Annotated in this window: 27 protein-coding genes; 17 read left to right on the top strand and 10 right to left on the bottom strand. The window is 71.0% G+C overall.

What is annotated here, in order from left to right; all coding sequences use genetic code 11:
- Positions 1-142: 142 nt before the first annotated feature.
- Positions 143-1,519, top strand: a complete 1,377-nt coding sequence (locus BLQ39_RS01020) for an L-serine ammonia-lyase (RefSeq protein WP_092321335.1) — start codon at positions 143-145, stop codon at positions 1,517-1,519.
- 195 nt (positions 1,520-1,714) lie between these two features.
- On the opposite strand, the gene BLQ39_RS15735 is transcribed toward BLQ39_RS01020, so the two are convergent.
- The gene (locus BLQ39_RS15735) at positions 1,715-1,996 is read right to left on the bottom strand and encodes a hypothetical protein (RefSeq protein WP_174775388.1); all 282 of its coding nucleotides are present in this window, start codon (positions 1,994-1,996) and stop codon (positions 1,715-1,717) included.
- On the opposite strand from BLQ39_RS15735, the gene BLQ39_RS01015 reads away from it, so the two are divergent.
- From BLQ39_RS01015 to BLQ39_RS01005, 3 genes are all read left to right on the top strand, one after another.
- On the top strand, positions 1,989-2,267 hold the full coding sequence (locus BLQ39_RS01015; RefSeq protein ID WP_174775389.1) for a LysM peptidoglycan-binding domain-containing protein: 279 nt from the start codon (positions 1,989-1,991) through the stop codon (positions 2,265-2,267). The genes BLQ39_RS15735 and BLQ39_RS01015 overlap by 8 nt on opposite strands.
- An 85-nt stretch (positions 2,268-2,352) precedes the next feature.
- Positions 2,353-3,264, top strand: a complete 912-nt coding sequence (locus BLQ39_RS01010; protein ID WP_092321211.1) for a sulfurtransferase — start codon at positions 2,353-2,355, stop codon at positions 3,262-3,264.
- A gap of 159 nt (positions 3,265-3,423) precedes the next feature.
- A complete protein-coding gene (locus tag BLQ39_RS01005; protein WP_174775390.1) occupies positions 3,424-3,945 on the top strand; it encodes a hypothetical protein in 522 nt (173 codons plus the stop codon).
- A 58-nt stretch (positions 3,946-4,003) separates the two neighbouring features.
- Here the strand turns inward: BLQ39_RS01005 and BLQ39_RS01000 are convergent, their stop codons facing one another.
- Positions 4,004-5,053: a Gfo/Idh/MocA family protein gene (locus BLQ39_RS01000; RefSeq protein WP_092321210.1), complete on the bottom strand. Its 1,050-nt coding sequence runs from the start codon at positions 5,051-5,053 to the stop codon at positions 4,004-4,006.
- Between the two features lie 60 nt (positions 5,054-5,113).
- Between BLQ39_RS01000 and BLQ39_RS00995 the strand changes: the two genes are divergently transcribed.
- A complete protein-coding gene (locus BLQ39_RS00995) occupies positions 5,114-6,391 on the top strand; it encodes an MFS transporter (RefSeq protein ID WP_092321209.1) in 1,278 nt (425 codons plus the stop codon).
- A gap of 11 nt (positions 6,392-6,402) precedes the next feature.
- Here BLQ39_RS00995 and BLQ39_RS00990 read toward each other — a convergent pair whose 3' ends face one another.
- Positions 6,403-8,901, bottom strand: a complete 2,499-nt coding sequence (locus tag BLQ39_RS00990; protein WP_092321208.1) for a DEAD/DEAH box helicase — start codon at positions 8,899-8,901, stop codon at positions 6,403-6,405.
- 73 nt (positions 8,902-8,974) lie between these two features.
- Between BLQ39_RS00990 and BLQ39_RS00985 the strand changes: the two genes are divergently transcribed.
- From BLQ39_RS00985 to BLQ39_RS00975, 3 genes are read left to right on the top strand one after another with little or no spacing between them, the layout of a single operon-like run.
- A complete protein-coding gene (locus BLQ39_RS00985) occupies positions 8,975-9,364 on the top strand; it encodes a TraR/DksA family transcriptional regulator (protein WP_166784423.1) in 390 nt (129 codons plus the stop codon).
- A 60-nt stretch (positions 9,365-9,424) separates the two neighbouring features.
- A complete protein-coding gene (locus BLQ39_RS16300; RefSeq protein WP_439822884.1) occupies positions 9,425-10,036 on the top strand; it encodes a ferritin family protein in 612 nt (203 codons plus the stop codon).
- Positions 9,988-11,496 (top strand): molybdopterin-dependent oxidoreductase, encoded by a 1,509-nt coding sequence (locus BLQ39_RS00975; RefSeq protein WP_439822885.1) that lies wholly within the window; start codon positions 9,988-9,990, stop codon positions 11,494-11,496. The genes BLQ39_RS16300 and BLQ39_RS00975 overlap by 49 nt, the downstream gene beginning before the upstream one ends.
- A 154-nt stretch (positions 11,497-11,650) precedes the next feature.
- On the opposite strand, the gene BLQ39_RS00970 is transcribed toward BLQ39_RS00975, so the two are convergent.
- The 3 genes from BLQ39_RS00970 to modA form a co-directional block, all read right to left on the bottom strand.
- On the bottom strand, positions 11,651-12,811 hold the full coding sequence (locus BLQ39_RS00970; RefSeq protein WP_092321205.1) for an ABC transporter ATP-binding protein: 1,161 nt from the start codon (positions 12,809-12,811) through the stop codon (positions 11,651-11,653).
- On the bottom strand, positions 12,808-13,593 hold the full coding sequence (locus BLQ39_RS00965) for an ABC transporter permease (RefSeq protein WP_241976980.1): 786 nt from the start codon (positions 13,591-13,593) through the stop codon (positions 12,808-12,810). Before BLQ39_RS00965 ends, BLQ39_RS00970 begins: the two co-directional genes overlap by 4 nt.
- 245 nt (positions 13,594-13,838) lie before the next feature.
- Positions 13,839-14,618: a molybdate ABC transporter substrate-binding protein gene (gene modA / locus BLQ39_RS00960; protein ID WP_198417118.1), complete on the bottom strand. Its 780-nt coding sequence runs from the start codon at positions 14,616-14,618 to the stop codon at positions 13,839-13,841.
- A 56-nt stretch (positions 14,619-14,674) separates the two neighbouring features.
- Between modA and BLQ39_RS00955 the strand changes: the two genes are divergently transcribed.
- The 4 genes from BLQ39_RS00955 (at position 14,675) to BLQ39_RS00940 (ending at position 18,626) form a co-directional block, all read left to right on the top strand.
- Complete coding sequence (locus BLQ39_RS00955; protein WP_241976976.1) at positions 14,675-15,871, top strand: ThiF family adenylyltransferase; 1,197 nt, start codon at positions 14,675-14,677, stop codon at positions 15,869-15,871.
- 80 nt (positions 15,872-15,951) lie between these two features.
- Positions 15,952-17,001 (top strand): bifunctional molybdenum cofactor biosynthesis protein MoaC/MoaB, encoded by a 1,050-nt coding sequence (moaCB, locus tag BLQ39_RS00950; protein WP_092321331.1) that lies wholly within the window; start codon positions 15,952-15,954, stop codon positions 16,999-17,001.
- Complete coding sequence (locus BLQ39_RS00945; RefSeq protein ID WP_092321204.1) at positions 16,994-17,407, top strand: molybdenum cofactor biosynthesis protein MoaE; 414 nt, start codon at positions 16,994-16,996, stop codon at positions 17,405-17,407. Before moaCB ends, BLQ39_RS00945 begins: the two co-directional genes overlap by 8 nt.
- Before the next feature lie 319 nt (positions 17,408-17,726).
- On the top strand, positions 17,727-18,626 hold the full coding sequence (locus BLQ39_RS00940; RefSeq protein ID WP_167738577.1) for a metallophosphoesterase: 900 nt from the start codon (positions 17,727-17,729) through the stop codon (positions 18,624-18,626).
- A gap of 81 nt (positions 18,627-18,707) precedes the next feature.
- On the opposite strand, the gene BLQ39_RS00935 is transcribed toward BLQ39_RS00940, so the two are convergent.
- On the bottom strand, positions 18,708-18,965 hold the full coding sequence (locus BLQ39_RS00935) for a MoaD/ThiS family protein (protein ID WP_338419131.1): 258 nt from the start codon (positions 18,963-18,965) through the stop codon (positions 18,708-18,710).
- Positions 18,966-19,064: 99 nt separating this feature from the next.
- Between BLQ39_RS00935 and BLQ39_RS00930 the strand changes: the two genes are divergently transcribed.
- From BLQ39_RS00930 to BLQ39_RS00920, 3 genes are all read left to right on the top strand, one after another.
- Complete coding sequence (locus BLQ39_RS00930) at positions 19,065-19,643, top strand: RNase H family protein (RefSeq protein ID WP_092321201.1); 579 nt, start codon at positions 19,065-19,067, stop codon at positions 19,641-19,643.
- Positions 19,644-19,752: 109 nt separating this feature from the next.
- Complete coding sequence (locus tag BLQ39_RS00925; RefSeq protein WP_092321200.1) at positions 19,753-20,601, top strand: DUF429 domain-containing protein; 849 nt, start codon at positions 19,753-19,755, stop codon at positions 20,599-20,601.
- A gap of 12 nt (positions 20,602-20,613) precedes the next feature.
- Positions 20,614-21,033 (top strand): hypothetical protein, encoded by a 420-nt coding sequence (locus BLQ39_RS00920; protein WP_092321199.1) that lies wholly within the window; start codon positions 20,614-20,616, stop codon positions 21,031-21,033.
- A gap of 110 nt (positions 21,034-21,143) precedes the next feature.
- On the opposite strand, the gene BLQ39_RS00915 is transcribed toward BLQ39_RS00920, so the two are convergent.
- Positions 21,144-22,109 carry a Pvc16 family protein gene (locus tag BLQ39_RS00915; protein WP_092321198.1) on the bottom strand — a complete coding sequence of 322 codons (966 nt, stop codon included), beginning with the start codon at positions 22,107-22,109 and terminating at the stop codon, positions 21,144-21,146.
- A gap of 134 nt (positions 22,110-22,243) precedes the next feature.
- Between BLQ39_RS00915 and BLQ39_RS00910 the strand changes: the two genes are divergently transcribed.
- Complete coding sequence (locus BLQ39_RS00910; protein ID WP_092321197.1) at positions 22,244-22,927, top strand: Pr6Pr family membrane protein; 684 nt, start codon at positions 22,244-22,246, stop codon at positions 22,925-22,927.
- Here the strand turns inward: BLQ39_RS00910 and BLQ39_RS00905 are convergent.
- A complete protein-coding gene (locus BLQ39_RS00905; RefSeq protein ID WP_166784426.1) occupies positions 22,924-24,375 on the bottom strand; it encodes a flavin monoamine oxidase family protein in 1,452 nt (483 codons plus the stop codon). The two genes, BLQ39_RS00910 and BLQ39_RS00905, sit on opposite strands and share 4 nt — an antisense overlap.
- Positions 24,376-24,565: 190 nt before the next feature.
- Here BLQ39_RS00905 and BLQ39_RS00900 point away from each other — a divergent pair, with 190 nt between their 5' ends.
- Positions 24,566-25,021, top strand: coding sequence for a type II toxin-antitoxin system Phd/YefM family antitoxin (locus BLQ39_RS00900; RefSeq protein WP_092321195.1), 456 nt, complete (start codon positions 24,566-24,568; stop codon positions 25,019-25,021).
- 52 nt (positions 25,022-25,073) lie between these two features.
- On the opposite strand, the gene BLQ39_RS00895 is transcribed toward BLQ39_RS00900, so the two are convergent.
- On the bottom strand, positions 25,074-26,348 hold the full coding sequence (locus BLQ39_RS00895; RefSeq protein WP_092321194.1) for a M18 family aminopeptidase: 1,275 nt from the start codon (positions 26,346-26,348) through the stop codon (positions 25,074-25,076).
- Positions 26,349-26,418 lie beyond the last annotated feature (70 nt).

The following is a 26,418-nucleotide window of genomic DNA, read 5'->3' as shown; positions in this document are numbered from 1 at the left end:
GTCCCCACCCCCGCGAAACCGCAGTTGTGCGCGTTATATCGGCGGAATAACGCGCACAACTGCGGTTTCGCGGGGAGGAACGGGGCGAGAACACGCGATCCGCGCACGATTTATGCACGACAGTCCCCGTAACATGGGGGGCGTGACAGCGTACGTCTCGGCTCTCGACCTTTTCTCCATCGGCATCGGTCCATCCAGTTCCCACACGGTTGGCCCGATGAGGGCCGCCCTCACGTTTGCCGACAACCTCGCCGCGAGCGGGCACCTGCCGGAGGTGCGACGGATCACCTGCTCGCTCTACGGCTCGCTCGGCGCCACCGGTCTCGGCCACGGCACGCCCGACGCCGTCCTGGCCGGGCTCGCCGGCTTCCGGCCCGAAAGCTGCGATCCCGACGACGTGCGATTCGCCTGGTCGAAACTGCAGGACGGCGCCACCCTGCGCCTGCGCGGCACCCGAGAGATCCCGATCAGCAAGAGCGACGTGACCTTCGAGCCGCGCACCCGGCTGCCCGGCCACCCCAATGCTCTGACCATCCGGGCGTGGGGCGAATCGGATGCCCAGCCCCTGTTCGAGGAGACGTACTACTCGATCGGCGGCGGCTTCATCCGCCGCGACGGCGACCCCATCCGCCCCCCGGCGACCGTGGCGCAGCCCCTGCCCTACGCGTCGAGCGACGAACTGCTCGCCCTCTGCGACACGCACGACATCGGCATCTGCGACGTGGCCCGCGCCAACGAGGAAGCCATCCACGGCGCCGAGGGGCTCGACGCCGGACTCGACGCGATCTGGGACGCCATGCACACCTGCGTCGAGGCCGGACTGGCGGGCGACGGCACGCTCCCCGGCGGTCTCGGCGTGAAACGGCGGGCCGCCAAGGTTCGTATGCGCCTGGAGGAATATGACAGCCTCCCCCTGCGCGATCGCGACACCTCGACCGAGTGGCTGCACGCCTTCGCGCTCGCCGTCAACGAGGAGAACGCCGCCGGCGGCCGCGTCGTCACGGCCCCCACCAACGGCGCGGCCGGCATCATCCCCGCCGTCGGCCACTACTACCTGAAATTCGTTCCGGGGGCCGACGCCGAGGGCATCCGTCGCTACCTGCTCACGGCCGTCGCCATCGGTTCGCTGGTCAAGGCCAACGCCTCGATCTCCGGCGCGGAGGGCGGCTGCCAGGCCGAGGTCGGCTCCGCCTGCGCCATGGCCGCCGGCGCCCTGTGCGCCGTGCTCGGCGGCACCACCCGCCAGGTCGAGAACGCGGCAGAGATCGCCATGGAGCACCACCTGGGGCTCACCTGCGACCCGGTCGGCGGCCTCGTGCAGGTTCCCTGCATCGAACGCAACGCGATCGCGTCGTCGACGGCGGTGTCGGCCGCACGCCTCGCGCTGCACGGCGACGGCACGCACCTCGTCTCGCTCGACACGGTGATCGAAACCATGCGCCAGACCGGACTCGACATGATGACCAAGTACAAGGAGACCAGCGAAGGCGGACTCGCGGTCAACGTCATCGAGTGCTGACCGCCCCTCCGCGCCGAATTTGACTCTTGCGGTCGAGTTCGCCCCGCGCACCCGGTGAACTCGACCGGAACTGTGAAACTCGGCGCACACACCGGGCGTGAACGTGACGCGCGCCGTGCCGGCGCCCCCAACTGGGGCGGACTGGGGCGGACGCCGGCGGGACGGCGCGGCCTAGACTGGCGGGACGTCGGCGCGCTAAAGCGCGCGGGCGCTCTCAGTCGAGAGGTATCCCGGGGGGGCCACAATCACCAGCCAGACATTCCTGCGCCGCGCCACGACCGGGGCGACCATCGCGGCGGCCGCCGCGGTCCTGCTGCTCGCCCTGGCCGGATGCGCCGCCGCACCGGCGCCGGTCGTGACGGTCACGGCGACGGTCACCCCGACCCCCGAGCCCACGCCCACTCCGACTCCGACCGCGACCCCGACGCCGACGCCCGTCGCCGAGGCCCCGCTCGTGCCGAATCCGCAGGTGCCCACGCTGACGCCCAACGCCGAGCCGAAGCCCCTGCCCCAGGGCCCCGCCCAGGACCTCGGCTCCACGCCGGGAGCCCGCGGGACGACGACGGCATCCGGGGGCGGGGCCCTCCTCACCTACACGGTCGTCGAGGGCGATTCGTTCTTCGACATCGCGCAGCGGTTCAACGTGCCGGTGCAGATGATGCTGAAGATGAACCCGTCCGTGCCGGGGCTGGGCGAGAGCATCTACATCAAGCAGATCATCAATCTCGACTGGAAGGCCCAGCGGTAGCGCGGCCCACGGCGGGACGCGCCACGCGTTACCTCCTGTTGCGGCCGACCGGGCGGCGGCCGGGCCGCCCGGCTAGCGTTGCCGCATGTCCTCGCCAGTTCGTCCCTCCCCAGCCTTCCCCTCCCCCGCTACGTCCTCGCTCCTCGTCTCCACCCAGTGGCTCACCGACCACCAGGGGGCCGAAGACCTCGTGGTGCTCGACGCGACGGTCCTGCAGGTCTCCGCGCCCGGCGGCGGGCAGCGCTGGCTGAGCGGCTACGACCAGTACCTCGTCGTCGGCCACCTGCCCGGCGCGATCTTCGCGAACCTGCTCGACGTCTTCTCCGACCCCGACGGCGGCTTCGACTTCGCCCGCCCGAGCGCCGAGCAGTTCGAGCGTGCCGCGGCATCCGTCGGCATCGACAACCACACGAGGGTCATCGTCTACGACGGCTCGGTCGGCCAGTGGGCGTCGCGGATCTGGTGGCTGTTCCGCTCGTTCGGCTACGACAACGTCTCGGTGCTCGACGGCGGCCTCACTAAGTGGAAGGCGGAGCTGCGCCCCACCCGAACCGGCCACGTGGCCGCACGGGCCGGGCGCCGCTTCGAGGCCGTTGTGCGCCCCGAGCTGTGGGTCGATAAGGCGTTCGTCGAGTCGGTCCTGGCCGGCGACACGGATGCGTCCCTCGTCTGCTCGCTCCCGGCCGCCGAGTTCTCGGGCGAGGCCGGCGCGCGCCCGCGCCGGGGCCACATCCCGGGCAGCGTGAGCCTCCCCGCCGGCCGCCTCGTTGACCGGGCCACGAACGCGTTCCTCCGCGGCGACGAGCTGACGGCTCGCGTCGCCCCCGCTGCCGCGTCCGGCGGCCGGGTCGTCACCTACTGCGGCGCGGGGATCGCCGCCGCGGCGAGCGCCCTCGCGCTGACCCTGGCCGGGCACGGCGACGTCGCCATCTTCGACGGCTCCCTCAACGAATGGACCGCAGACGAGAATGCGCCCCTGGCCGTGACGGTGGCCTGACGGTTGCGGATGCCCGGCCGGCGGTTTCCGGGCTCACTCACCGATACCCAGCCGTCTTTCAGGCTCGTCATACGTCGTCGATAGCCGGTCCCTGCACGGTGGAGTCACGACAGAGTGCGCGCCCCGAATCCTCGAGGCCGCTGACGGAGGAGACACCAGATGAATAAGAGACAGAAGACCGCAATCGGCGCCTCGATCGCGGGCGCCATGCTGCTGGGCGGTGCGATCGGCGCGACAGCCCTCTCGTCGGCGTCCGCGGCCACGGACACCCCGAACGACACGTCGACGGCTGCGCCGGACGACCGCTCCGACTACGGCCCCGGCCACCATGACGGCACCGGGCCCGAGCGCGACGAAAGCGCCGGCGACCACCTCGGCCGGGACGGCACGGCCGAGGCTCTGCTCACCGGCGACACGGCCGCCAGGGTGACCGCCGCAGTCACCGCGAAATACCCGGATGCCGAGATCCAGCGGGTGGAGAACGACGCCGAGGGCGCCGCCTACGAGGCCCACATCATCCAGTCCGACGGGACCCGGGCGACCCTGAAGCTGGACAAGTCGTTCACCATCACGAGCACCGAAACCGGGCACGGTCCCGGGCACGGTCCCGGGCACGGTCCCGGGCACGACGACGACACCGACGACGTGGACGACACGGCCGACACCGAATCCGGCAGCTGACGCCGACCGCCTGTCCGGCTGGAACGGCCGACACCCCTGGCCTGATCAGCCGGCCTGATCAGCCGGCCAGGCGGTGAACCCGTTCGATCACATCGATGACGTGCAGGGCGTCGCGGGGCTTGACCGGCACCGGCGCTCCCCGGAGCATCGCGTCGGCCAGCCCCGCGTAGAACGACGCGTAGCTGCCGCGCTCGGTCGGAACCCGGGCGAGGTCGCCGTCGCGCCCGAGCACGCCCCAGGTCGCTTCGGCGTCGAGGCCGAAGCCGTCGTCGGTGGGCAGTGCCCCCGCCTTCAGCGCGACCTCCTGCCCGTCCAGACCCCACTTGGTATAGCCGGCCGTGGAGCCGAGCACGTGGAACCGCGGCCCGACCTGCGCGGCCATGCCGTTCATCCACAGGTGTGAGTGCACGCCGGAGCCGTGGTGCAGGGCGACGAACGTGTCGTCGTCGGCGGCGCCTCCCGTGCGCCGGGTGAGAACTTCGGCATAGACATCGTCGACGGGGCCGAACAGCAGCATGGCCTGGTCGATGAGGTGCGCGCCCAGGTCGTAGAGCACGCCGCCACCCTCGGCCGCCGTTGCCGTGGCCTTCCACGATTTGGCCTGTTCGGGCTTCCACCATTCGAACCGTGACTCGAACCGTCGAACCGTGCCCAGGGCCCCGTCGGCAAGGAGCGAACGCAGGGTGAGGAAGTCGCCGTCCCAGCGCCGGTTCTGGAAGACGGTCAGCAGCAGCCCCAGCCGTTCGGCCTTCTCGATCACGCCGCGTCCCTGCTCAGGGGTCACTGAGAAGGGCTTGTCCACGACCACGGCCACGCCGGCATCGAGGGCTGCGTGGGCCAGGTCGACGTGGGTCCCCGAGGGCGAACCGATCACGACGAGGTCGAGGTCGTCGACCCGGTTGAGCAGGTCGTCGGCGGTGGCCAGGACCTCGGCATCCGGGTAGAGGTGGATCGCCTGCATCCGCCGCTCCGGGTTCGCGGTCACGATCAGGTCGAGGGAGTACTCGGGGTTGGCGGAGACGAACGGGGCGTGGAAGATCCGCCCCGAGGTTCCGAAGCCGATGATTCCGGTGCGGATCGGGGCCGTGACGACTGTGGGCTCTGGCATGCCTCCAACGTACCCGCCAGGTTCCCACGGGCGAGGGGCACGGGGTGCGAGTATGGCCGGATGACCCCGCCCAATGTGCACCGCGACCGCAGGTTCCTCTGGCTCTGGGGTGCCGAGGGCATCAGCGTGCTGGGGGTGCAGTTCACTTCGCTGGCCCTGCCCTTTCTGGCGGTCACCCTGCTCGGCGCGGTCGAGTGGGAGATGGGTGTGCTGAACGCGGCGAGCACGGCGGCCTTTCTCGTCGTCGGGCTGCCCGCGGGCGCGTGGGTCGACCGGTGGCTCAAGCGCCGCGTCATGATCGCCGCCGACCTCGTCCGGGCGGTCACCCTGGCCGCCATCCCGCTGCTCTGGGTCGCCGGCGCGCTCGAAATCTGGCACCTGTACCTGGTCGCTGCCGTGATGGGTGCGGCCACCGTCTTCTTCGACGTGTCGTACCAGAGCTACATCCCCATCCTCGTGCGATCGGAGCAGGTCGGACAGGCGAACTCGACCCTCGAGGCGACCTCGCAGGTCTCCCGCATCGCCGGTCCCGGCCTCGCCGGCGCACTCCTCACGGTCGTCAGCGCCCCCGTCCTCCTGGTCATCGATGCGGTCTCCTACCTGGTCTCGGCCGTCATGCTGGGGCGCATCCGTGACGACGAGGTTCCCGCGGACCGCACGCAACGCCAGTCGTTGCCGCGGGAGATCGCGGAGGGCGTGCGGTTCGTCTGGGGCCAGCCGCTGATCCGCAGCATCGCCGCGACGACGGCGAGTTCCAATTTCTTCGCCACCCTGGCCCTCACTCTGTTGCCGCTGTACGTGCTGCGCGACCTGGACCTGGGCGCGGCCGGCCTCGGCATCATGTTCTCGTTCGGCGCGGTGGGCGGCCTCCTCGGCGCCCTGGCCACTCCGCGGCTTGCCGCCTGGGTGGGCGAGGGCACGATCATCACCGTGGCCGCCCTGCTCGGCGCCGTCGTGTTCGCGCTCTTCCCGCTCGCCTCGTTCCTGCCGGCGCCGGCCTCCCTGGCCGTGCTCGTCGCCGCCGAATTCGTGATCGCGTTCACCGTGCTGGTCTACAACATCACCCAGGTGACCCTCCGCCAGCGCCTCTGCCCGCCGCGGCTCCTCGGCCGGATGAACGCGTCGATCCGGTTCTTCGTCTGGGGCGTCATGCCCATCGCCTCTCTGCTGAGCGGCGCCCTCGGCGGATACATCGGCATCGTCGCCACGATGTGGATCGCGCTCGCCGGTTCGCTGCTGAGCTGCTCGTTCGTGGCGTTCTCCCCGCTCACCGGGATGCGCCGGCTGCCGACCGCACCCGAGGCCCCCGCCACCGCCGAGGAGCCTGCGCCCCGCTGACCGAGCGGCCGCTAGAGCCGGTTCACCCCGGTCACCCGGATGACGGCGAAGCCCTGCTCGTCGGAGTCGGCGAGGTCGACCGTCGCGCTGATCCCCCAGTCGTGGTCACCGGCCGGGTCATCCAGGATCTGCCTGGCAGTCCAGACGGATGCTCCCTCGTCGAGGATGAGCAGGCCCGAGCCGCGCGCGTTCGCGCCGGTGAGCACCTCGTCGTGTTCGGCGAAGTAGCCGTCCATGGCGTCGGCCCAGGTGTCGGCGGGGAAGCCGTGTGCGCCGTCGAGGTCGCCGAGCTCGTCGTAGTGCTCGAGTGCGGCCAGCTGCACCCGGCGGAACAGCTCGTTGCGCACGAGGATCCGGAAGGCCCGCACGTTGGTGGTGAGCCGGTGCGGCGCCGGCGGCACGACCGCGTGGGCGTTCGCCTCGTGCGCGGCCAGGTTGGGGTGGATGAGCTCCTCCCACTCGTCGAGCAGGCTCGAGTCGACCTGGCGCACGAGCTCGCCGAGCCACTCGATCAGGTCGAGCAGGTCCTCGGTCTTGGCCTCGTCGGGGATCGTCTGCCGGGCCGCGCGGTAGGCATCGGAGAGGTAGCGCAGCACGACGCCCTCGCTGCGGGCGAGCTTGTAGAAGGCGATGAACTCGCCGAATGACATGGCCCGCTCGTACATGTCGCGCACGACGGTCTTGGGGCTGAGCGCGAAGTCGGCGATCCACGGCTGCGACTGCTTGTACGTCTCGAAGGCGTAGCCGAGCAGTTCCTCGAGCGGCTTGGGGTAGGTGATCTCCTCGAGCAGCTCCATCCGCTGGTCGTACTCGATGCCCTCGCGTTTCATCGCGGCCACGGCCTCGCCGCGCGCCGCGAACTGCTGGCCGCTGAGCACCGGACGCGGGTCGTCCAGGGTCGCCTCGACGATCGAAATCATGTCGAGCGAGTAGGTCGGCGCCTCCTGGTCGAGCAGGTCGAAGGCGGCGAGCGCGAAGGGCGACAGGGGCTGGTTGAGCGCGAAGTTCGCCTGCAGGTCGACGGTGAGGCGGATCTCGCCGTTCGCGCCCTGCTGCACGATCCCGGCCTGCCGGAGCGTCTTGTAGATCCCCAGCGCCCGCCGGGCCAGGGCGAGCTGCCGCTTCCACGGTTCGTGGTTGTCGAACACGAGCGCGTGCACGTTCGCGAACGCGTCGCCGCCGCGAGCGATCACGTTGATCAGCATGGCCGCGGTCATCTGCATGCTCGAGGTGAGGGTTTCCGGCTCGGCGTCGACGAGCCTCCGGAACGACGGTTCGCCCCAGGACACGAATCCCTCCGGCGCCTTCTTGCGGATGATCTTGCGCTTCTTCTTGGGGTCGTCGCCGGCCTTCTCCACGGCCTTGAGGTTCTCGGTCTCGTGGTCGGGCGCCTGCACGACCACGGTCCCGGCCGTGTCGTAGCCGGCCCGGCCCGCCCGGCCGGCGATCTGGTGGAACTCGCGGGCGTTGAGCTGGCGCATCCGGATGCCGTCGTACTTGGTCAGCGCCGTGAACAGCACCGTGCGGATGGGCACGTTGATGCCGACGCCGAGCGTGTCGGTGCCGCAGATCACCCGGAGCAGCCCGCGCTGGGCGAGCTGCTCGACCAGCCGCCGGTACTTGGGCAGCATGCCGGCGTGGTGCACGCCGATGCCCATCCGGATGAACCGGGACAGGGTCTTGCCGAAGCTGGTCGTGAACCGGAACTCGCCGATCAGCTCCGCGATCGCGTCCTTCTGCTCCTTCGTGGCCACCTTGACGCTGCTCAGCGCCTGTGCGCGTTCCAGGGCCGCCGCCTGGGAGAAGTGCACGATGTAGACGGGGGCCTGGCCGGTCTTGAGCAGGTCCTCGACGCTCTCGTGCACGGGGGTGGTTTCGTAATAGAAGTGCAGCGGCACGGGCCGTTCGACGCCGGTGACGACGGCGGTGGCGCGTCCGGTGCGCCGGCTGAGGTCGTCGGCGATGTCGGTCACGTCGCCGAGCGTGGCCGACATGAGGATGAACTGCACCCGCGGCAGCAGAAGCAGCGGCACCTGCCAGGCCCAGCCGCGGTCGGGTTCGGAGTAGAAGTGGAACTCGTCCATCACGACCTGGTCGACCTGGGTGTCCTCGCCGCCGCGGAGGGCCAGGTTGGCGAGGATCTCCGCCGTGCAGCAGATGATCGGGGCATCCGAGTTGACCGAGGAGTCGCCCGTCATCATGCCGACGTTTTCGGCGCCGAAGATCTCGACCAGGGCGAAGAACTTCTCGCTGACCAGGGCCTTGATCGGCGCCGTGTAGAAGCTGCGCTTTCCGGCCGAGAGGGCCGCGAAGTGGGCGCCGACGGCTACGAGCGACTTGCCGGTGCCGGTGGGGGTGCTCAGGATGAGGTTCACGCCGGAGACGATCTCGATCAGCGCTTCCTCCTGCGCCGGGTACAGCGCCAGGCCCTGCTGCCCGGCCCACAGTTCGAACGCCTCGAACAGGACGTCGGGGTCGGTGACGTGAGGGAGGGCGGTGAGGGTTGCCATGATCCTTCGATCCTGCCCTATCGCGCCTGTGATTCCTCACACCGGTGATTCCGGACCGGTGGGAGAATGGCTCATGGCCGAATCACGGTTCGCGGTTTCCGCGCTGGCGCACTTCGAGACGCTCCTTCGCCGGGAGCGGCTGGACACCGCGGCCGACCTCGACCGGCTGACCGGTTCGCTCGGTGAGGTGCGCGAGGCCAGGAGCGACGCATCCGCGGACGACGAGCACGACCCGGACGGCCCCACCCTGTCTGCCGAGTGGTCGACGTTGTCGGGCGTGCACAGCGAGCTCGCGGAGCGCCTGGCGGGGATCGACCGGGCGCTGCAGCGCATCGCGGATGGAACCTACGGCGTCTGCCTGCGACGGGGCGAACCGATCGGCCGCGCCCGGCTGGAGGCCCGCCCCGCGGCCGCACTGTGCATCGCCTGCGCGCGGGAACTCGAAACGGCACGGACTGCCTGACCCCATTTCAGGCAAACGCCCCGAGCTCCTCGACAGCGACATGGCGGGCGCGCGGCCGACATGTTCAAAGGAGGAGTCCCGATGGGTATTGACCAATACCACGAGCCGGCCGGGGAGCTGTCCGCCGAGACGCGGACCTTCGCCCGGATGTGCGCGAACCTCACCGAGGAAGCCGAGGCGATCGGCTGGTACGAGCAGAGGATTTCGCTCGAGCCGGATGCGACGGCGCGCGCGATCATGACCGACTCTCTGGGTGAGGAGTTCAAGCACTTCAGCATGGGCCTGGAGTTCCTGCTGCGAACGTGCACCTGTACCTCCAGGAGAGCTTCAGCTTCCGTGTGGCCACGCCGGAAGCCGCAATCGCGCTGGCCCGCCGGAAGCCCTAGCGCCGGTCCGGGCGCCGAGAGTCGCCGTTTCCGCCGAGACTCGCCGTTGCAGCGGCGACTCTCGGCAGGAACGGGGACTTTCGGCAGCCGCTCGCTCAGCGGGAAACTCTGCGGCGGTGATCCTATGCTGGGCGCATGGCCTCCCGCGAAGCCCCCTCCCAGCAGCCTGGCCCCACGCCGCAGCCTGGCCCCACGCCGCCACACCCCACGCCGCTTCGACCGTGGCGGCGCCCGGCCCTGGCCGGCGTCGCCGCCGCGCTCGCCGGGCTCGGCCTCGCCGAGCTGACTGCGGGCCTGTTCGCCCCGAATGCCGGCCCGATCCTGGCGATCGGCGCGCTCATCATCGACCTCTCCCCGGCCTGGCTGAAGGACCTCGTGATCAGCCTGTTCGGCACGGCCGACAAGGCCGTGCTCATCGTTTGCGTCGGGCTCGCCGCAGCCCTGCTCTCCGCCGTCGCCGGCGTGCTGGAGTTCCGCCGTCCTCCGGCCGGCCGCGTCATCGCCATCGTGTTCGGCAGCCTCGCGGTGTTCGCCGCGGTGACCCGGGCAAACGCGACGGCCATCGACGCACTGCCCTCGGTCGTCGCGATGGTCGTCACGGCCGTCCTCATCACGGTATTCGCGACGAAGTTCCGTGTGCGGCCCGCTCCGGCGGAGGCAGACCAGGCCGCGGGGGCAATCGACCGGCGACGCTTCCTCGCCTGGACCGGGGTAAGCGCCGGCGTGGGCATCCTCGCGGCCGTCGGCGGGCAACTCCTGCAGGCAGGGGCGAGGGCCGCGGATGCCGCCCGGGCCCGGCTCACACTCCCCGCGCCCGCCGTTCCGGCCGCCCCCATCCCGGCCGGCGCATCCGTCGACGTCCCCGGCCTGGCGCCGCTGATCACCCCCAACGACGCCTTCTACCGCATCGACACGGCGCTGCGGGTGCCGCGGATCGATGCGTCCCAGTGGACGCTGAAGGTCACCGGAATGGTCGAGAACGAGATCGAAATCGACTTCGTCGAGCTGCTCGCGCTGCCGCTCGAGGAGAGCACGACGACGCTCGCCTGTGTCTCGAACGAGGTCGGCGGCGACCTGATCGGAAACGCAACCTGGCTCGGCTACCCGATCCGGAAGCTGCTCGCCAGGGCCAGGCCGACCAGCGACGCCGACATGGTGCTCTCCCGCAGCCAGGACGGCTGGACGGCGAGCACACCGCTCGACGCCCTCACCGACGACCGCAACGCGATCCTCGCCGTGGGCATGAACGGGGTCGCCCTGCCGCTGGAGCACGGCTACCCGGTGCGGATGGTCGTGCCCGGCCTCTACGGCTACGTCTCGGCCACGAAATGGGTGGTCGAGCTGAAGCTCACCCGGTTCGACCGGGAAGTGGCCTACTGGTCCACGCGCGGCTGGTCCGAGCGCGGGCCGATCAAGCTGTCCTCGCGCATCGACGTTCCCCGGGCGGGCGCCCCGGTGGCGTCCGGACCGGTCACCGTCGCCGGTGTCGCCTGGGCGCAGCACACGGGCATCCGGGCGGTTGAGGTGCAGGTGGATGACGGCGATTGGAACACCGCGACCCTCGCCGATGCGATCTCGGCCGACACCTGGCGGCAGTGGAAGTGGAGCTGGGATGCCCCGGCGGGCGAGCACACGCTGCGGGTGCGGGCGACGGATGCCGACGGCCTCGTGCAGACGTCGGCCCGCCGCGCTGTGGCCCCCGACGGCGCGACCGGCCTGCACGACATCACCGTGCGCGTCGGCTGACCGATCGCCCGGCACCTGTTCCCAAAGCGGACGACTCCGACTTTGTCACGTGCGGTCGAGTTTGCCCGGCACACCCGGGCAACTCGACCGGAACGGTCACACTCGGTCGCCGGTGTCCGGGCCGCCGTCGTCCGCTGCGGCCACAGGTGGCGGGTCAGGCCGCGGCGGTCAGGTGCACCTCGACGGCCTTGACACTGAGCCAGACCTGGTCGCCCGGCCGCAGCCTGAGCTCGCCCATCGCCGCGGGGGTGACGTCGGCGAGCACCGTGTGACCGCCGAGTTCGGTCAGGCAGCGGATGCGCACGATCGCCGCGTGCTGCTCGATCCCGGCGACGCGCGCCGCCCACACGTTCCGGGGCGAGCCCGCCCCCGGCCGCGCGCTGTGCACGAAGACCGCGGAGGGAGAGAACACGGCCGCGGGAGTCGACTGGCCGGGCCCGGACTCCGCGGAGCCGGGCGCGAGCATCCCCGCGGCGGAAGGCTCGTCGGCACTCGACACCTCGAGCCCGCCGGCCAGGGTCAGCGCGGAGCCGCCCCCCGCCAGCCCCCGCAGGCTCGCGGCCCGAAGCAGGTTCTGGCCGACCAGGCGGGCGACGTAATCGGTGCGGGGAGCGCGGGAGACCTCCTGCGGCGTGCCGCGCTGGGTCACCACGCCGGCCTCGAGCACGATGATCTCGTCGGCGAGGATCAGGGCGTCGAGCGGGTCGTGGGTCACCAGCACGGTGGCTCCGCCGAATTCGCGGAGATAGCCGGAGAGGTCCGCGCGGACGTCCATCCGAGTGGCCGCGTCGAGGGCGGCGAGCGGCTCGTCGAGCAGCAGCACGGAGGGTTCGAGCACGAGCGCCCGGGCCAGGGCCGCCCGCTGGGACTGCCCGCCCGACAGCGCCGCCGGCCGCGCCCCGGCCCGGTCGCCGATCCCGACCCGGGTCAGCCAGGCCTGGCTGCGCTCCCTCGCCTCCCGTGCGGGCACGCCGTGGGCACGCGGACCGAATGCCACGTTGTCGAGGGCGCTCAGGTGCGGGAACAACAGGTAGTCCTGGAACACGACGCCGATCCCGCGCGCCTGCGGTTCCAGGTGGATGCCCGCGGCCGGGTCATCGAGGATCCGGTCTCCGACCCGCACCCGGCCCGCGTTCGGCACGATCAGCCCGGCGAGCGCCCGAAGGAGCGTGGTCTTGCCCGCGCCGTTCGGGCCGAGCACGGCGAGGACTCCCCCGGACGGCACCGTGAGGCGAACGTCCAGCCGGAACCCGTCCCGTTCGACCAGGACCAGCGCCTCGAGCGCCGCCTGCCCGGCCCGGTCCGGGGCTCTCATGTGCCGACCCCGATCCACCGGTCGCGGAGGCTCACCAGCACGACCAGGGAGACGGCCAGCAGCAGGAGCGAGAGCACGATGGCGCCGTCCGGATTCGACTGAAGCGCGAGGTAGGCCGAGATCGGCATGGTCTGGGTGACACCGGGGAAGCTGCCGGCGAAGGTGATCGTGGCTCCGAACTCTCCGAGCGCGCGGGCGAAGCAGAGCACGGCGCCGGCGCTCACGCCGGGGGCAACGAGCGGGAGCGTCACCCGGCGGAAGATCAGCCAGCGGGATGCGCCGAGGGTCGCGGCGGCATCCTCGTAGCGTCGGTCGGCGCCGCGGAGCGCTCCCTCGACCGCGAGAACGAGGAAGGGCATCGCGACGAAGGTCTGCGCCAGTACGACGGCGGTCGTCGTGAACGGGATGGATACGCCGAACCAGTCGTAGAGATATTGTCCGGCCAGTCCGCGCCGGCCGAGGAGCAGCAGCAGGGCGACCCCGCCGACGACGGGCGGGAGCACGAGCGGTACGAGCACGAGGGCGCGCAGCACCCGCCGGAAGATCGGGCTGGCCCAGTCGGAGGAGCGAACGAGCACCCAGGCGAGCGGAACTCCGAAGAGCACGCACAGCGCCGTCGCGGCGAGCGCGCTGAGCAGCGAGAGCCGGAGGGCATCCCCGACTTCAGGCGTGAACAGCTGCTCCGGGATGCTGCCCCATGGAGCCTTCGCGAGGAGGGCGACCAGCGGCAGCACGAGAAATGCGATCGCGATGACCGCGGGGACCCAGAGCGCGCCCGGCACTCCGCCACCCCGCCGGTCGCCGGCGCGTCCGGCGGCACGCGCCGCCGCCCTGTCGTCCGCCCGGACCTCGTACCCGACCACGTCCCGCCCCGCCCGTCTGCCGCTCCAGCTCGGCCGGAAGGCCGGCACACGCTCATTCTAGGAGCAGGGCGCGCGCGCCGCCGGAGGCGCGGAACCGCCGGGCGTCGGCGTCAGCCGGCTTCGGCGTCGGCGGTTGCGCGTCGGGCGTGTGCACCCGACCGGGCCTACCCGACCCCGAATCCCGCTGCGGCCAGCGCCGCCCTCCCGGTGCCGGACAGCACGAAGTCCAAAAACGCTTCAGCCGCCCCCGGATTCGGCGCGTCCCCGAGCGTCGCGATCGGATACTCGGTGACCGCCTCGTCCGCCCCCGGGAAGTCGATCCCGTCGACCGCGCCGCCGGCGGCCAGGACATCGGTGCGGTACACGAGCGCGCAATCGACCTCGTCACGCTCCACCTTGACGAGCGCCGCCTTCACGTCCTGCTCGAGGGTGTCGGGGGCCGGGGTGATCCCGGCGTAGGCGAACACCCGGGCGGAGAGCATCCCGCAGGGAGCTTCGGGCGCGCAGAGGGCGACGGTCAGGTCGCGGCGGGCGAAGTCGGCCAAACCGGTGACCCCGGCCGGGTTGCCGGCCGGCACGGCGATCCGGAGGCTGTTGCGGGCGAAGACCGCGGCCTCTCCCCGCACCAGCCCCGCGTCGCTCACGACGCCCATGGCCGCCTCATTGGCGGCGGCGAAGACATCCGCCGGGGCGCCGGCGGTGAGCTGCTGCGCGAGGGCCGCGCTGCTGCCGAGGTTGACGGTGACCGCTGTGCCCGGATGCGCGGCCTCGAACTCGTCGGCGAGGTCGGTGAACGCCTCGGTCAGCGACGCGGCCGCGAAAACGACGACCGTGCCGGTGACCGCATCCGGGTCGGGGCCGGCGGGAGCCGCCGAGGCGCAGGAGGCCAGCAGCACGAGCCCCGCGCAGGCCACGGCCGCTGACCGAATCTGGAATCCCGGCACGTTGTCCCTCCCGTCTCCGCGCCCTTGACGGCATCGACAGGCTTATTCTAGGCAGCATGATCATGTTCGACGGGCTGGCTGAACCGGGCGGCGCGCTGTCCCCCGACCGCGTGGCGCGCTACTCCCGCACGATTTCCCTGCCCGGCTTCGGCCTGGCCGCCCAGGGCCGGCTCGCTTCCGCCCGGGTGCTCGTCGTCGGCGCCGGCGGGCTGGGCAGCGCAAGCATCCCGGGCCTGGCCGCGGCCGGCTTCGGAACCATCGGGATCATCGACGCCGACACCGTGGAAGCCAGCAACCTGCCCCGGCAGACGATCCACGGCATCGGGGACGTCGGCCGCAGCAAGGTCGCGTCGGCGCTGGAGACCGTGGCCGCGCTCGACCCGGCCGTGCGCGCGGTCGGCTACGACACCATGCTCACCGCTGCGAACGCGCTGGAGATCATGAGCGGCTACGACCTCGTGCTCGACGGCAGCGACAACTTCGCCACGCGCTACCTCACCAACGACGCCGCCCTCCTGAGCGGCATTCCCGTCGTCTGGGGCGCAGTGCACCAGTTCGGCGGGCAGGCCGGCGTGAGCTGGGCCGCCCGCGGGCCGCACTACCGCGACCTGTTCCCCGAGCCGCCGGCACCGGGAACGGTGCCCTCCTGCGCCGAGGCCGGCGCCCTGCCGCCGGTCTGCGCGGTCATCGGGGCCCTCATGGTGGCCGAGGCGATCAAGCTCGTCAGCGGCGTCGGCGACCCGCTGCTCGGCCGGGTCACGATCTATGACAGCCTGCGCGCAACGTTCCGGGAGGTCGGCTACGCGAGCGACCCGGAGGGCACTCCCGTCACCGGGCTGATCGACTACGAGGCCTTCTGCGGCACGGCCACGGCCACGGATGCCGACACCGGCTCGGGCACGGCCGCCCCGGCCGGCATCGCCATGCGTGACATCGACGCGCGGGAGCTTTCCGAGCTCCTCGCTGCGGGCTCGCCACTGCGCCTGGTCGATGTGCGGGAGCCCTGGGAGGCGGAGGTGTCCCGCCTCCCCGGCTCGCAGCTGCTGCCGCTCGGCGACCTGGAGCGGGACCCGCAGGCCGCCGTGGACGCGCTGCAGGGAGGCCCGCCCGTCGTCGTCTACTGCCACCACGGGCCGCGTTCCGACCGGGCCAGGGCCATCCTCGAGCGTGGCGGTCTGGTCGGCGTGCGCTCCCTGCAGGGCGGCATCGACGACTGGGCGGCCACCATCGACCTCGCGCTCAGGCGATACTGAACGGATGACCGCAAGGTCGAACGAGCACGGATGACCGCCAGGTCGCGCGCGCGAGTGCCGAACACGAGAGTATGGACATCATGACCGAGCTGACTCACCTGGATGCCGACGGCCGCGCACGCATGATCGACGTGGGCCACAAGGCGGAGACGAGCCGAGTGGCCGTCGCGAGCGCGCGGTTCGTCACGACCGCGGAGGTGCTCGCCCTGGTGCGGGCCGACAACCTGCCGAAGGCCGACGTGCTCGCCACCGCGCGCATCGCCGGGATTTCCGCCGCGAAGAAGACCTCCGAGCTGATCCCGCTCTGCCACCAGGTGCCGCTCTCCTCCGTGACCGTCGACTTCCGGCTCGGCGAGAACACCATCGACATTGAGGCTTCGGCGAAGACCCGCGGCCAGACCGGCGTCGAAATGGAGGCGCTCACGGCCGTGACGATCGCCGGGCTCACCCTGCACGACATGGTCAAGGCCGTCGACCCGGGCGCGACCCTCACCGACGTGCGACTGGACTCCAAGAGCGGCGGCAAGCGCGGCCACTGGACGCGCGACGACACGGCCGAGGCCCCCGACGTGCCCGAGACCGGCTCGACCGAGGCATCCGGCCGCACCGCTCGGGTCATCGTCGCCTCGACGCAGGGCGCCGCCGGACGGCGCGAAGACACGACCGGCCCGGTCATCGCGGCCTGGCTCGGCGGCCTGGGCTACGACACGGCTCCCCCGCTGGTGGTGGCGGATGCCGACATCGGCGCCGCCCTCGCCGCCGCGGTGCAGGGGCAGCCGGCGGTCATCATCACGACCGGCGGCACCGGGGTGTCCCGCACGGATGCCACGCCCGAGGCGACCGCTGCCGTGCTCGACCGTGAGCTGCCGGGCATCGCCGAGGCCCTGCGCCGCCGCGGCGCGGAGACCACCCCGTCCGCGGCGCTCAGCCGGGGACTGGCCGGAACCGCCGGTCGCACGGTCGTGATCAACCTCCCCGGTTCGGCCGGCGGGGTGCGCGACGGCCTGGCTGTGCTGGGCGATCTGCTCGACCACCTCGTCGACCAGGTGTCCGGCTCCGGCCTGCACGAGGCGCCCGCGCACGAGACATCCGCGCACGGGGCGAGCCTTCCGGCGGCCGGCCGTGGCTGACGTGCTGGCCGCCATCTCGGCGGAACCCATTGACCCGCACGCCGTGGACGACTTCGTGCTCTCCGCCGAGAACGGGGCCGTGGTGTCCTTCCAGGGGATCGTGCGCAACCACGATCAGGACCGGGCCGTGACCGCGCTGGACTACCAGGCGCATCCGGAGGCCGAGCGTTTCCTGCGCGAGTGCTGCGAGGGCGTCGCCGCCCGCACCGGACTCAGGGTCGCCGCCATCCACCGCACCGGCCCGCTGCGGGTCGGCGACATCGCGCTGGTCGCCGCCGTGGCCGCCCCGCACCGCGCGGAGGCCTTCGCCGCGTGCGCCGAGCTCGTCGAGGTGATCAAGCTCACCGTGCCGATCTGGAAACGCCAGCACTTCCCCGCCGGCAGCTCGGAATGGGTCGGCCTCTAGCCAGTGAGCGCCGCGCCGGCTAAAAACGACCGCGGCTGCGATCCTCACCAATCGAAACGACCCATCGGCACCGCTCGCCTTGGACGCCGACCTAATCTCTTTTTTGCGGCCGATGCCGGGGTCGGGTCCGTGTGCGTGCGTTGCTGCTCGGTCCGTACTCTGTTCCAGCCCCGTTCACTTGGTATATATCGGAGGTCAAACCGGCCGTAAGTCTGATTTGGTGCAATTGGGTGGTTCCCCAAAAAAGCCCCGAGACATATCTGAGGTCACCATGCATGCCCTATCCAAGCTCTTCGGAACAGCGCTCAGTTTGTCGCTGATGGCTGCCCCGGCAGTCGCAGCGCACCAGGACCGGCAAGATTCGCCCGCTCCCAATAGCAGCGCAGCATTCTCGTTCGGGCTGATCGCGGATCCCCAGTATTGGGACGGACCCGCGAGGGGTACCCGGTACTACGCCGATTCCACGCAGAAACTCGCCGAGGCGGCTGAGACCATCAACAAGTCCAAAGTGGACTTCACCGTCCAGGTCGGGGACCTTATCGATCGCGATCCGGCGAGCTTCGATACGATCCTTCCGATCTTGAATCAAATCGAGGGCCCACGATACAACTTGCTGGGCAATCACGACTTCCCTTCTGGGCTGTCGAGTGAAAGAGCAGTCTCGCTGCTCGATATGCCCAACGAGTACTACGACGTCACCCACCAGAAGTGGCGTTTCATCATGCTCGACAATAACGACATATCGCTCTACGCGAATGAGCCTGGCTCCGCAGATTACACAGAGGCCGAGACAATACTTGAGGGGCTACGCAACGAGGGTGCGGATAACGCTCAAACGTGGAACGGCGCACTGGGTGAAGAGCAAATGACCTGGCTGAATGAGACCCTCGCCGACGCCGAAGAAAAGGGGCAGAAGGCCATCGTCTTCGGTCACATGCCCGTCGAAGGAGGACACACCGAAAATGCGTGGGACGCTCCAGCAATCCAGGAGGCGTTGGAGTCTCATGACAACGTGGTGGCCTACATCAACGGTCATTACCACGCAGGCGCCTATCAAGTAGTCAACGGAATCCATTACGTAACGCTGAAGGGGATGGTCGAAGAGGCGCACCCCGCCAACGCGTATGCGGTCGTCACTGTGCAGGAGGACAAGGTACGCATCGATGGTTATGGCCGTCAACCGGACCTCGCGCTCGACGTACCGGCCGTCGCCCGCTGACGCATTCCGTAACCACGGAGTACGGCAAGCCGGCCCGCGCGGCGCGATCTCCCCGGCTCGTCAGGCTGTCGGAGATACGCGCTAGCCGCCGGCGAAGGGCGGGAGTACGTCGACCCGCGCGCCCACCGGGCGGGCCGGGTCACGGCTGACGACGGAGTCGACGAGGAACGATCCGGAGGCCATCACGGCCTCCATGCCCGGCCCGTGACGGTGCGAGAGTTCGGCGCGCAACTGGCCGACGGTCGCGCCGAGAGGCAGCAGAACCGTCTCTTCGTCGCAGTCGGCGACCTCGGCCGCCGCCGCGAAATACCGCACCTGCACGCTCATGGTTGATGTCACATCCTCACTCTAGACCGACGCGGGTGTGACGATCCGGACCTCGCGGGATGGCACACTGGAGAGGCCCTGCACCCCGGCAGGCCACCTGGAAAGGCTCGCATGACGATCATCGCCGCTGCCGACGGTTCGGCCCTCGGTAACCCCGGTCCGGCCGGGTGGGCCTGGTACGTCGACGATTCCTGCTGGGGAGCCGGCGGCTGGAAGCACGCCACCAACAACCAGGGTGAGCTCCAGGCCGTGCTCGAGTTGTTCCGCGCCACCGCGCACCTCGACGACGAGCTGCTCGTCATCTGCGACAGCCAGTACGTGATCAACTCGGTCACCAAATGGATGCGCGGCTGGAAGGCCAAGGGCTGGCGCAAGGCCGACGGGAAGCCCGTCATGAACCTGGACCAGCTCATCGAAATCGACGCGGTGCTCGTGGGCCGTCGGTACCGGTTCGAGTGGGTCAAGGGGCACGCAAACCACCCGCTCAACGAAGGCGCGGATGCCCGGGCCCGCGCGGTCTCCGAGGCCTACCAGCGCAACCTCGCCGTTCCGGCCGGGCCGGGTTGGGTGCGCCCGGGGGATTCACGGCCCGCGCCGCGGACCATCATCGCACCGGCCGCACCGCGCGCGGCCCGCCCGCAGCCGGTGACCGCGCAGCCGTTGCTCTTCTCGTTCTCCGACGACACCTGAGCCGGCGCGAGACACCCGGCACCGGGGCACCGCGCGCCCGCATTGTATCGGCGGCCGTTCCGTTCCGCTATCCCGGGCGGCCCCGGCGGGGCCTGTGTTATCCATAGCTATGACACGTTTCCTCGGGGTCGACTTGGCGTGGGCCGAAGCCAGCGACGCCCGCCCGGCCAATGAAACAGGCCTGGCCTGCATCGACGAAACCGGTACGGTGATCGACGCCGGCTGGGCCAGGGGTACGGATGCCGTGCTCGACTGGATCGGGTCGATGGTCGAGCCGGGTGCGGTGCTGGCCATTGACGCCCCGTTGGTCGTGAACAACCCCACCGGGATGCGCCTGTGCGAACGCGAAACGGGCAGCCGCTACGGTCGCTGGCACGTCGCGGCGAACGCGTCGAATCTCGGCCGGCCCTGGCAGGGCGGCGTCTCCCTGCGCAAGCGCCTCGAAGCCGCCGGCTGGACCTACACGGACGGCCTCGAGCAGCCGGACCCCGCCCGACCCACCTTCTTCGAGTGCTACCCGTACACGACCCTCGTCGGCGCCCCGGAGTTTGGCTACGACGACAAGCGCCCGCGCTACAAGCGGATGGGGGTGGCGCTGCCGGTCCAGGACCGGCGCCTCGCCCGCGCGCTGGTCTGCGACGACCTGATCGAACGCATGTGGCGCCTGGCCGACGCGTCGCCGCCGCTGAACCTGGCGTCGCATCCGTTGACCGACACGCTCGTGACCGAATGCTCCCCGCTGCTCGACCGGGACTACAAGCACCGCGAAGACCTCATCGACGCGCTGATCAGCGCCTGGACCGCGTCACTCTGGTGGCTGCACGGTGCCGGGCGAAGCCAGGTGCTCGGGGCGGATGACACCCCGTCCGTCGACGGGCACCGGGCCACGATCATCGCCCCCGCACGGCCCGAACAGCGCCGCGATCCCAGCTTCGCCCGGCTCGCCGCCCTGGGTTGACCGGGTCTGGCGATGGTCTGGCGCGGCTCGCTCCTCGTCATCCAGGCCCTGGTGGCGCTCACCTCGGCCGCCGGCGGCTTCGCCCTGATGTTCGGGCCGAGCATCGGCTCCCTCGGCATCACACCGCAGCCCGAGTACCTCGAGGGCTCGCCGTTTGATTCCTACCTGCTGCCCGGCCTCATCCTGCTCGTCGTGGTCGGCGGCACCCACCTGGTCGCCTGGCTCCTGCTGCTGCGGCGGCAGCGCTGGGCGGACGCGGCGAGCGCGGTGGCGGGGTGCGGGATCCTCGTCTGGATCTTCGTGCAGATGGTCGTCATCCCCTTCAGCGTGCTTCAGGCGGTCTACTTCGGCATCGGCCTGCTCGAGCTCGTGCTCGTGCTGCTCCTTCAGGGCATCCTGGATCCGCCTCGCGCAGCTCGACCAGCACGCTGAGCGGACGCGTTCCTCGTTGAGTTGCGGAGAAAGTACCTTCAATTGCGAAATGAAGGGTGTTTCTCCGCAACTCAACTGGGAGTGCAGACTGGGAGTGGAGCGCGCGGTGGTCAGGGGGCGGGCGGAGACTCCGGCGTCTCCGGCCCGGGGTCGGCCGGCGGGAACTGCACCTCCACCGCGGCCCGGTCGGCCAGTTCCGGACCGATCGACACGCGCACGGCGATGATCACCGGTCCGGGGGCACGCGCGAGGAGTTCGAGCACCTGCGCCACGTCGACATCGGCGTAGGGGTCCTGAATGTCGAGGGCCTCCGGGCGTACGCCGAACAGCGAGTCCGCCTCCGTGATCAGCAGCACGCCACCTGCGTTCTCGGGCTGGGCGAAGAGTCTGGCGAGCTTGCCCTCGGTCTCGACCAGGTAGGCGCTGACGATCTCGCCCAGCGGGACCTGCAGCACGGGCTTGCCGAGCGCCTGGGCGACGGATGCCGCCCCCGCGGACTTCGCCGCGTCATCCGGCCCGCTGAACACGGCGAGCCTGCCGGCTCCCGACGCCGTGACGACGTCGCGGATCGTGCCGATCGCGACCGGCCCCTCTGAGGCGTCCAGGGTGAAGGCGGCCATGATCCCAAACGACAGCCGGAGCGGTGAGGCGAACGCCAGCCACAGGGCCGACATCACCTCCACCGTCATCGGCGTCGGGGTGAGCCAGACCTGGAGGGTGTCGCCCGGTGCGACCTGCACGGGAACCACGGGGTGGCGCTCGATGGCGGCCCGGGCGGCGCCGTAGGCCTGGTGGCTTGCGGCATCGGCGTCGGCGTCGTCGCCGGGGTACGCGGTGACGAGGTAGTGGAGCTCCGCGATCATCCGGCTCTGGCCGTGCCGCTCGGTTTCCTCGCGATAGCTGATCAGGCCGTCGCTGTAGAGGAAGAGATTCATGGACGGCCCGCTCACGCCGACCCGCGTCGAATGCGGGGTGCGTGCGGTGACCTGCAGGTTGAGCGGCGGTGACGCGAGCAACTCCTGGATGGCCATGGTCGTGGCCGCAATCGCCTGGCCGTAGTTCGTCAGTGATGACATGCCTGGTCGGCTCCCTTCGGCGTCCGCCGTGATTTGTTCCGACGCTACTCCGCGAGGCGGCGCCGGTCGACCCCCGAATCCCGGGGTCCCGCCCGGCGTCCCCCGCCCGGACCGGAGGGGCGTAGCGTGGCAGCATGCCCCTGCGAACGTTCGGCCCCCGCCGAACGCGCGTGGAGGTACGCAAGATCTTCGGTGTCGCCCGCATCCTGTTGGCTCTGATCCTGATTACGGCCCTCGTGGGCGACTTCGACTATGTGCTCGGCTTCGCCACGTTCGTCACCAGCAACTTCTTCAGCTACTTCACGGTGCAGAGTGCCATCGCCGGGGTCGTCCTCTTCTTCACGGCCGCCCGGATCGCGTTCCGGCGCCCGGTGGATCCGCCCTGGCTCGACATCCTCCGGGTGCTGGTGACGAGCTACATGGTGGTGTCCGGGATCGTCTTCCTCAGCATCGTCATCCAGTCATCGACCCGCGATTACACGATCGAGGTTCCCTGGTCGAGCCAGCTCCTGCATTTCTGGATCCCGACCTTCGCCCTTCTGGACTGGATGCTCGACTTCGGGAAGGCGCGCCTGACCTGGAAGCCCCTCGCCTGGATTGTGGTGTACCCGCTGCTGTGGGGCGTCTTCACCCTGGTCCGCGGGGCCGGGGTCGGCTGGTATCCGTACTTCTTCCTCGACCCCGTGCAGGTCAGCGGCCCCCTCGAAACCGTGCTGTACTGCGCGCTCGCCGTGGCCCTGATGACCGGCGTCGCGGCGGGCCTGATCGCCCTGACGAAGCTCCGCTGGGCGCCCCGGTGGATGAGCCCGACCGGCTAGCCGGTCGGTTCGGGAACGGGCAGGGCGAACGGCTCGAGGCTGGCCAGTGCGGCCGCCAGGAAGTCGTCGTCGCCGAGCTTCGCCAGGCGCAGGGCGTCGTCGGCGGCCACCACGCCCATCAGCACCGCCTCGCCGGTGAGCGGTTCGAGGTTCACCCAGTCCTGGAAGCCGGAGTCGCCGCCGACGACGGACCAGAGCGTGACGTCGGTGTCCCAGAAGGGCTCGGGGAAGCGCAACCACACCTTGTCGAGCACGCCCATCCCGAGCGCGGCGATCGCCCCGCGGTGCTCGAACGGAAGCGGCGGCGCGAACTCCAGTGCGTCGGTCTTGAGCACGCCGAGCGGGACGGTGACGATCACCCGGTCGGCCCCGAGTGATTCTCCGGTCTCGAGCCGCAGGCTGACGCCCTCGTCGGTGTAGGCGATCCGTCGCACGGCGCTGGAGGCCAGCAGGTCGAGGTCCACGGCGGCTTCGGACACGAGGGTGGAGTACCCGCCGAGCACGATCCGGTCTCCCTGCCAGGTTCCGTCTTCCGCGGTGTCGTCGCCGGTTCCGGCCTGCGGCGGGAACCACGCGGATACCAGCCCCGCCTCGGCTCCGGAGAGCTGCTGGATCTCGCCGGCGACGGCGTGATCGAGCCAGTCGACCTCGGAGACGCCGTTTTCGCCGGGGGTGTCGGACAGGTCGGAGGCCCCCGATTCGACGAGGGCCACAGCGACGGACACGTCCTGCGGCTGGCCGGCCGCCCAGGCGATGGCCTCGGCCACGGCACCGGAGCCCACCGGCGACACCGGCGCGATGGCGCCGGCCGGTGTGCGGGTCTCCGTGCCGCCGGGCACCGGGAGGGTGGTCACCCCGGCCCTGGCGAGGTCCTCATCCAGCCGGCTCGCGGTGGAGTTGCGAACGAAGGATGGTCCGAGCTCGATCGGGAACGGCCAGTCCGGATCCGAGACGGTCGCGATCCGCCCACCGACGCGCTTGCGCGCCTCGATCACGACGACGTCGTACCCGGCGTCGCGGAGCAGCCCGGCAGCCGTGATGCCGGCCATTCCCGCTCCGACGACGGCGATGCGCTCGTCTGCGCCGGCGACGGCCATGACCTCCCGGGCGGCGCGGCGGCCCGAGTCACGGGCGCCCTGCACGGTGCCCGGCAGCTCGACCGACGTGGCCTCGCCCGCGAAGAACACCCGGTCCTGCACGGGCGTGGCCAGCGTGGTGCGATCCGCCGGCGTCGCCCCGACCGCCGTGAAACTCATCGACCCGCGCGCAAAGGGATCCTTCGACCACGAGGTGCGCCGCATGGCCTGCGGCCGGGGCACGAGGGACGGCGACGGGGATTCCGACGGGGACGGGCTGATGGAGGGCACCGGTGACGGGCCGGTGCACGCGGTGAGCGCGAAAATGGACAGCCCGGACGCCGACCCGATGAGGAAGGTCCGACGCTTCATGACTGTGCCCGTTCCCTGACTGTGCCCGCTGCCGCTGGTTTCGGCCGACCTCGGTGCTCCGGGTCCGCGCCGCTGGTATGACTCAAAGCTACCCCAGTGGCGGGCACGGCGCAGTCGGCGTACCGTCTGACACAGGCATCCGCACGCACAGGCATCCGCACAGGCACCGACCCGTGGAGAGGAGCCCGCCATGGGCTACACCTTCGACAGCGACCAACTTCCCGAGCTCCCCGATCCCGGCCCCCGCGACGGGCGCCACGGGGTGGACCGCGACGAGGAGTACGACCCCTTCCCCGCGCGGCGGCCCGGCGCCGAAGGATGGGACACCCTCACGGTGAGCGTGGAGGTCGCGAAGCTGCACCTCTTCGTGCTGCTCGCCCGGGTGGCGGACGGCCAGGACGTCGTGCTGACCCGGGCGGGACATCCGGTGGCCAGGCTCGTTCCGCCAGACGCTCCCGGTGCCGTGATCGTCTCCGAAACGGTGGTCGCGGTCATCGGAGAGGGCCCGGCCGCCCGGCGGGTCGCGCCGAAACGCACCTCGCTCTACGCCCGCGACGGCGACCAGCTTCCGGCCCTGCCCGACTCCGGCCCCCGCGACGGGCGCCATGGGGTCGACCGGGACCTCGGTTACCCGTTCGGCGGCTGAGCCGGCTCGCGCGGCGTCAGCCCGGCTGACGCCGCGTCGGCCCGGCTCAGGCTCAGGCGCCTGCGTAGAAGGCGCCGATCGCCGCGGACAGCAGCACCGGGTCGTTCACGTGGCACATCTCCCGCGCCGAGTGCATCGAGAGCAGCGCAACTCCGACGTCGACGGTGCGGATGCCGAGCCGGGTCGCGGTGAGCGGCCCGATCGTCGACCCGCAGGGCACCGTGTTGTTCGACACGAACTCCTGGTACGGCACGTCGGCCTGCTCGCAGGCGCGCGCCCAGAGGGCCGCGCCCACGGCATCCGTCGCGTAGCGCTGGTTGGCGTTGATCTTGAGCAGCGGGCCGCCGCCGGCGATGGGCGTGTTGGCCGGGTCGTGGCGCTCGGGGTAGTTCGGGTGCACGGCGTGGCCGGCGTCGGCGGAGAGGCACCAGGAGCCGGCGTACGCGCGGAGCCGGTCCGAGACGTCGGCGCCGAGGGCGGCGCCGAGGCGGGTGAGGATGTCGTCGAGCAGCGGTCCGCTGGCCCCGGAGCGCGACTGGGAGCCGAGTTCCTCGTGGTCGAAGGCGGCCAGCACGCTGATCTGCCCGGTGTCCTCCGGCGCGGCAATGAGCGCGAGCAGGCCCGCGTGCACCGAGGTGAGGTTGTCGAGGCGGCCGGCGGCGAAGAGGGTGGAGTCCCGGCCGAACGTGGCTGGGGCGGCGGTGTCTGCGGTGAGGATGTCGTAGCCGGCGACATCCGCCCCCTCCAGCCCGGCGAGGCCGGCCAGGTGCCCGACGAGGTCGGCCTGCGAGCTGTCGCCGACCCCGAACACGGGGTTGAGGTGGCGCTGGCGGTCCAGGGTGAGGCCGGCTGTGTTGACCTCGCGGTCGAGGTGCACGGCGAGCTGCGGGATACGCAGGAACGGGCCGGTGCGCACGAGGTGCTCGGCGCCGTCACGGGTGACGAGGCGCCCGGCGAGTTCCAGTTCGCGGTCGAGCCAGGAATTCTGCAGAGGCCCGCCGTACACCTCGACCCCGGCCTGCAGCCAGCCCTGGGAGGCCAGCGTGGGCTTCGGCTTGAGCTTGAAGCCGGGCGAATCGGTGTGGGCGCCGAGGATGCGGAACGGGGTGGTCGGGCCGGCAGCGGCCGGCTGCGCCCAGGCGATGACGGCCCCGTCGCGCACGATGTAGTGCCGGCCGGGTGTGGCGGGCCACTGCTCGGTCTCATCGCGGCGGGTGAACCCGGCGGCGTCGAGGCGGCGGGCGACCTCGGCGGCCGCGTGGTACGACGACGGCGAGGCCGTGATGAATCGGGCGAAATCGTCCATGTACGCGTGGCTCGAGGTCATGGGTCCATCCAACCACCTGCCCGGCCAGGCAGAATCTCCGAGGTTGGGAGCCTCGGCACCCCATGTGGGC

Source organism: Cryobacterium psychrotolerans, assembly GCF_900101115.1.
Taxonomy (GTDB): domain Bacteria; phylum Actinomycetota; class Actinomycetes; order Actinomycetales; family Microbacteriaceae; genus Cryobacterium; species Cryobacterium psychrotolerans.
This window is presented reverse-complemented; position numbering and strand designations above follow the sequence as displayed.

Excerpts from the sequence above, each read along its gene's own strand:
- BLQ39_RS01010 (WP_092321211.1), top strand. The coding sequence starts at position 2,353 with ATGTCCTCGCCAGTTCGTCCCTCCCCAGCCTTCCCCTCCCCCGCTACG.
- BLQ39_RS01005 (WP_174775390.1), top strand. The coding sequence starts at position 3,424 with ATGAATAAGAGACAGAAGACCGCAATCGGCGCCTCGATCGCGGGCGCC.
- BLQ39_RS01000 (WP_092321210.1), bottom strand. The coding sequence starts at position 5,053 with ATGCCAGAGCCCACAGTCGTCACGGCCCCGATCCGCACCGGAATCATC.
- BLQ39_RS00995 (WP_092321209.1), top strand. The coding sequence starts at position 5,114 with ATGACCCCGCCCAATGTGCACCGCGACCGCAGGTTCCTCTGGCTCTGG.
- BLQ39_RS00990 (WP_092321208.1), bottom strand. The coding sequence starts at position 8,901 with ATGGCAACCCTCACCGCCCTCCCTCACGTCACCGACCCCGACGTCCTG.
- BLQ39_RS00985 (WP_166784423.1), top strand. The coding sequence starts at position 8,975 with ATGGCCGAATCACGGTTCGCGGTTTCCGCGCTGGCGCACTTCGAGACG.
- BLQ39_RS16300 (WP_439822884.1), top strand. The coding sequence starts at position 9,425 with ATGTTCAAAGGAGGAGTCCCGATGGGTATTGACCAATACCACGAGCCG.
- BLQ39_RS00970 (WP_092321205.1), bottom strand. The coding sequence starts at position 12,811 with ATGAGAGCCCCGGACCGGGCCGGGCAGGCGGCGCTCGAGGCGCTGGTC.
- BLQ39_RS00955 (WP_241976976.1), top strand. The coding sequence starts at position 14,675 with ATGATCATGTTCGACGGGCTGGCTGAACCGGGCGGCGCGCTGTCCCCC.
- moaCB (WP_092321331.1), top strand. The coding sequence starts at position 15,952 with ATGACCGAGCTGACTCACCTGGATGCCGACGGCCGCGCACGCATGATC.
- BLQ39_RS00940 (WP_167738577.1), top strand. The coding sequence starts at position 17,727 with ATGGCTGCCCCGGCAGTCGCAGCGCACCAGGACCGGCAAGATTCGCCC.
- BLQ39_RS00930 (WP_092321201.1), top strand. The coding sequence starts at position 19,065 with ATGACGATCATCGCCGCTGCCGACGGTTCGGCCCTCGGTAACCCCGGT.
- BLQ39_RS00925 (WP_092321200.1), top strand. The coding sequence starts at position 19,753 with ATGACACGTTTCCTCGGGGTCGACTTGGCGTGGGCCGAAGCCAGCGAC.
- BLQ39_RS00920 (WP_092321199.1), top strand. The coding sequence starts at position 20,614 with ATGGTCTGGCGCGGCTCGCTCCTCGTCATCCAGGCCCTGGTGGCGCTC.
- BLQ39_RS00915 (WP_092321198.1), bottom strand. The coding sequence starts at position 22,109 with ATGTCATCACTGACGAACTACGGCCAGGCGATTGCGGCCACGACCATG.
- BLQ39_RS00910 (WP_092321197.1), top strand. The coding sequence starts at position 22,244 with ATGCCCCTGCGAACGTTCGGCCCCCGCCGAACGCGCGTGGAGGTACGC.
- BLQ39_RS00905 (WP_166784426.1), bottom strand. The coding sequence starts at position 24,375 with ATGAAGCGTCGGACCTTCCTCATCGGGTCGGCGTCCGGGCTGTCCATT.
- BLQ39_RS00900 (WP_092321195.1), top strand. The coding sequence starts at position 24,566 with ATGGGCTACACCTTCGACAGCGACCAACTTCCCGAGCTCCCCGATCCC.
- BLQ39_RS00895 (WP_092321194.1), bottom strand. The coding sequence starts at position 26,348 with ATGACCTCGAGCCACGCGTACATGGACGATTTCGCCCGATTCATCACG.